The sequence below is a fragment of the Sphingomonas sp. genome, assembly GCF_023266535.1.
Classification (GTDB): Bacteria; Pseudomonadota; Alphaproteobacteria; order Sphingomonadales; family Sphingomonadaceae; genus Sphingomicrobium.
In genome coordinates this window covers 1-4,938 of sequence record NZ_JAHFPY010000109.1, presented here as the reverse complement: position 1 = coordinate 4,938, position 4,938 = coordinate 1, and the positions used below count along the sequence as shown (strand labels likewise).

Here is a 4,938-nt window from a genome sequence, read left to right as displayed (position 1 = left end):
TGGGCGCAGGGCTTGGTCGAGGCTTCGAGCACGCCGGTGCGCAGACGCTGACGGCTCATTTCCATCAGGCCGAAGCTGGAGATGCGGCCGACCTGGATGCGCGCGCGGTCGTTTTTCAGCGCCTCCTTCATCGCTTTCTCGACCTTCCGCACATGGCTGTTCTGTTCCATGTCGATGAAGTCGATGACGATGAGACCCGCCATGTCGCGCAGGCGGAGCTGGCGCGCGATTTCCTGCGCGGCTTCGAGATTGGTGTTGGTCGCGGTCTGCTCGATATTATGCTCGCGCGTCGAACGACCCGAGTTGATGTCGATCGAGACCAAAGCTTCGGTCGGGTTGATGACCAGATAGCCGCCCGATTTCAGCTGGACGATCGGCTGGTACATGGCCGACAACTGATCCTCGACGCCCGAGCGCTGGAAGAGCGGTGTGGTGTCGGTGTGCAGGGACACGCGCTTGACGTGGCTCGGCATCAGCAGCTTCATGAAGCCACGAGCGGCCTTGTAGCCCTCCTCGCCCTCGACGACGACTTCCTCGATCTCGCGATGATAGAGGTCGCGGATGGCGCGCTTGATGAGGTCGCTGTCTCGGTAAATGAGCGCCGGCGCGGTGCTGCCGAGCGTCCGCTCGCGGATCTCGTCCCACAGGCGTGCAAGATAGTCGAAGTCGCGCTTGATCTCGACCTTGGTGCGCGACAGCCCGGCGGTGCGGACGATGAGTCCCATCGTCTTGGGCAGGTTGAGGTCGGACATGATCGACTTCAGCCGCTTGCGGTCGGCGCCGTTGGAGATCTTGCGGGAAATGCCGCCGCCGTGGCTGGTGTTGGGCATCAGCACGCAATAGCGGCCGGCGAGCGACAGATAGGTGGTCAGCGCGGCGCCCTTGTTGCCGCGCTCTTCCTTCACAACCTGGACCAGCAGCACCTGGCGGCGCTGGATGACGTCCTGGATCTTGTAGCGGCGGCGCAAATTCTGGCGCTTGCGGCGAAGCTCGTCGGCGGCCGACTCATCGACCGGCGAGCGGTTGGACCCGGTCCCGGTTTCTTCCGGACCGCTACCATTGTCTTCACCCGACGGTTCGTCGGCGACGTCCTCTTCGGCATCGCGTGCCTCAATGTCGTCGTGACGATCATAATCGTCGTCATCGTCGAGTTCGGCCGAACGCAGCCGCTCCTCTTCGGCGGCGTGCTCGGCTTCCTCGCGGAGCAGGGCTTCGCGATCGGCCTTCGGAATCTGGTAATAATCGGGGTGGATTTCGCTGAAGGCGAGGAAGCCGTGGCGGTTTCCGCCATAGTCGACGAAGGCCGCCTGAAGCGACGGTTCGACCCTGGTTACCTTGGCGAGATAGATATTGCCTTTGAGCTGTTTGTGCTCGGCGGATTCGAAATCAAATTCCTCGATCCGATTCCCTTTGACGACCGCTACCCGGGTCTCTTCCGGGTGGCGCGCATCGATTAGCATGCGCATGGACATTGAATATTCTCCGGCCGCGCGTGGGCAGCGAATGACCGCTGCGGCGCGCGATTGTGATGGCCTTGAGCCCAATAAAATCAGAACGGGCGAAGGCAGGATTAGGGGTAAGCGCCTCTGCTCGATGGACCATCCCGCAACGGTCTGCGGGGAACGCGCCGGCCGCTTCCATTCGGAGCGGACGATGGGCGTTCTTTGGCGTCATTCGAGCGTCAACCTGGGTAGGGCCGCGGTCCATCGCACCGGCCGGGCCTGAGTGTTCTCTCCGGCGGTTGCCGGAGCGAACGCCTGCGGTAGCACTGCCGCCCTAACGCCGCAACCAGCGCCGGGCGAGGAAATGTCCTCGCCGGCGGCGGGCCGTGGCAATTTCGCATTAACCATATGGCGTGATACTCACTGCACGTCATTTATCTGCCGGATTCCATGAACTTCGAGCTGCACACGCGTAACAGGGTTGGCATGGCGGTCACCGCCGTGGCGCTGCTGCTCGCCGGCGGCATCTTTGCACTCGCCAGCCGCAGCAGCGACGCCGCCGCGCAGGCCAGCCTGACGGTCAATCTCCCGCCTCCAGTCAACGATCGCATCTACGGAGCCCCTGCGGCCAGGGGGCGGCCGATCGTCGTCATCGACGCCGGGCATGGCGGGCGCGATCCCGGTGCCGGCAGCGTGTCGGGCCAGGTGCGGGAGAAAGAGCTGACCCTGATCCTGGCCCAGGCGCTGCGCGACGAACTGGTCAAGCGGGGCCGGGTGCGGGTGGCGATGACGCGCGACGAGGACCGCTATCTGACGCTTGAGGACCGCGCCGCGGTCGCGCGCCGGCTGAACGCCGCCATGTTCATGTCTATCCACATCGACAGCGCGCCCAATCCGCTGGCTCGAGGCGCGAGCGTCTATTCGCTGTCTGATGTTGCTTCGGACGCCGAGGCGGCCGGATTGGCAGCGCGCGAGAATGCGTCGGGCGGGGACGGGGCGCGCGCTGGAACCGTCGACGCGATGCTCGCCGATCTCGCGATGCGCACGCAGATGAGTGCCTCGGCCGGTCTGGCCACGCGCCTGGTCAACAAGGCCGCCGGCCGCGTCGAGCTTCGTCCCAACCCGCATCGCTTCGCGGCGTTTCACGTCTTGCGCCGTGCCGATGCGCCAGCGGTGCTGTTCGAGGCCGGCTATCTCAGCAATGCCGATGACGAGCTGATGCTGCGCGAACCCGCCACACGCGAAAAGATGGTGCTCGCGCTCGCCCAGGCGATCGAAGCCGACGTTGCGTCGCACGCGCGGCGTTAAGCAACTTCCCGCGTCCGTCCGAACCCGCTAGACGCCTGTCGAACATGCAGTTCGAGCGCCTCAACGTTCCCAATTGGCCATTGCCCGATCTCGTCGCCTTCAACGGGCGCGTGCACGCGATCGTCGATCCGTGGTGGGAGCGGCGCTGGGTCCGCTGGCTCGGCTGGGCGGCTGCCGGTTTGCTCGCGCTGTTTGCCGCGATGTGGATCTATTTCGCCAGCGGCTTGCCCTCATCGCAGACGCTGCTCGCTTACCAGCCGCCCTTGCCGACCAACATCCGCGGCTATGACGGGATGCCGGTCCAGACCTTCGCGCGCGAGCGGCGGGTCGAGCTGTCCTACGACGAATATCCGCCGCTGGTGGTCCACGCCTTCATTTCGGCGGAGGACAAGGGCTTCTTCGAACATCACGGGATCGACATCCCGGGCCTGATCGGCGCGGTCGCCGATTATTCGGTGAAGAGTGTCGTCGGTGGGGGCCGCGCGCGCGGCGGTTCGACCATCACCCAGCAGGTCGCCAAATATCTGCTGCAGGATTCGAGCTACAATATCGGCCGCAAGGCGCGCGAGGCGATCCTAGCATTCCGGCTGGAATCGACGCTGAGCAAGCAGCAGATCCTCGAGCTCTATTTCAATTCGATCTTCCTTGGCCGCAATGCCTATGGCGTGCAGGCGGCCTCGCGGGCCTATTTCGACAAGGACGTCAATGAGCTGACGCTGCCCGAGGCGGCCTATCTCGCTGTCCTGCCCAAAGCGCCGGCCAATTACGATCCGGTGCGCGCGACGCAGCGGGCACTCGACCGCCGCAATTATGTGCTGCGCGAAATGTCGCGGAACGGATACATCACCGAAGCGCAATGGCGCGAAGCTGCGGCGACGCCGCTCGGCACCATCCGCTACGGCAGCAGCGAGAAATTCCGTCAGCAGGGCGGCTATTTCATGGAGGAGGTCCGCCGCGAACTGATCAAGAAGTTCGGGCAGGATGCCAAGGACGGAACCAACAGCCTCTATGCGGGCGGGCTGTGGGTCCGCAGCTCGATGAACCCCGAAATGCAGGACGCCGCGGCGCAGGCCATGCGCGACGGCCTGACGCGGTTCGACGGCGGCCGGGGGTGGCGGGACACCGGATTGAAGGTCGACGTATCGGGCGACTGGTCGGGCGAACTCGATCGGACGCCGGTGGGCACCGGTTATCCGGACTGGCGCAAGGCCGCGGTGCTGCAAAAGGCTGACGGCTCCGCGACCATCGGCTTCGCCAATGGCTCGACTGGAACGGTCAGCGCGGCTGACGCCGCCATGCCCAAACGGGGCGAGGGCGGCCGTGCGTTCGATTTCCTGACCCCGGGCAAAGTGATCGTCGTCAAGCAGATTGCCGGCGACAACTATGCGCTGCGGTCCATTCCCGAAATCTCGGGCGGCATGCTGGCGGAGGAAGTCCACAGTGGGCGCGTGCTGGCCATGCAGGGCGGCTTCGATGTGGTCGGGTCCAGCTACAACCGGACCACGCAGGCGCTGCGTCAGCCGGGCTCGTCGTTCAAGCCGATCGTTTACGTTACCGCGCTGGAAAACGGATTCACGCCGGCCTCGATCGTGATGGATGCGCCTTATTGCGTGTGGCAGGGGGCGGGCCTCGGCCAGAAGTGCTTCGTCAATTTCGACCGCCGCTACGCCGGACCGCACACCATGCGCTGGGGTGTCGAGCAGTCGCGCAACCTGATGACCATTCGCGTTGCCGCCGAAACCGGCATGCCCAAGATCCTCAAGACCGCGCACGACCTCGGCGTCGGCGATTTCCCCAATTATCTGTCGATCGCCATCGGCGCCGGGGAGACGACCGTGCAGCGGATGGTCAATGCCTTTGCCCAGCTGGCGAACCAGGGACGGTCGGTGAAATCGACTTTCATCGACTATGTCCAGGACCGCAACGGCAAGGTCATCTATCGCACTGACAATCGCTGCGAAGTGATGGGCAATTGCAATGCCGCCGACTGGAACGGCCAGGCTATGCCGCGGCCGCCGAACCGCACGCGCCAGGTGCTCGACCCGATGGCGGCGTTCCAGATGGTGCATATCATGGAAGGCGTCATTCAGCGCGGGACCGCGACCGTGCTGCGCGATCTGGACCGCCCGCTGTTCGGCAAGACCGGCACGACATCAGGCCCGACCAACGTCTGGTTCGTCGGCGGCAC

The 4,938-nt window shown here is 64.8% G+C and carries 3 protein-coding genes; 2 read left to right on the top strand and 1 reads right to left on the bottom strand.

Translation table 11 applies throughout. The features are described 5' to 3' along the window. Positions 1 to 1,472, bottom strand: a 1,472-nt coding sequence (locus Q0C64_RS13085; protein ID WP_294124282.1) for an Rne/Rng family ribonuclease, incomplete at its 3' end; no start/stop codon positions are given. Positions 1,473 to 1,928: 456 nt separating this feature from the next. Here Q0C64_RS13085 and Q0C64_RS13080 point away from each other — a divergent pair. After that, entirely contained in the window at positions 1,929 to 2,750 is an 822-nt protein-coding gene (locus Q0C64_RS13080) for an N-acetylmuramoyl-L-alanine amidase (protein ID WP_294124281.1), read from the top strand. Positions 2,751 to 2,794: 44 nt separating this feature from the next. Further along, positions 2,795 to 4,938: transglycosylase domain-containing protein (locus Q0C64_RS13075; protein WP_294124280.1), on the top strand; the 2,144-nt coding region annotated here is incomplete at its 3' end.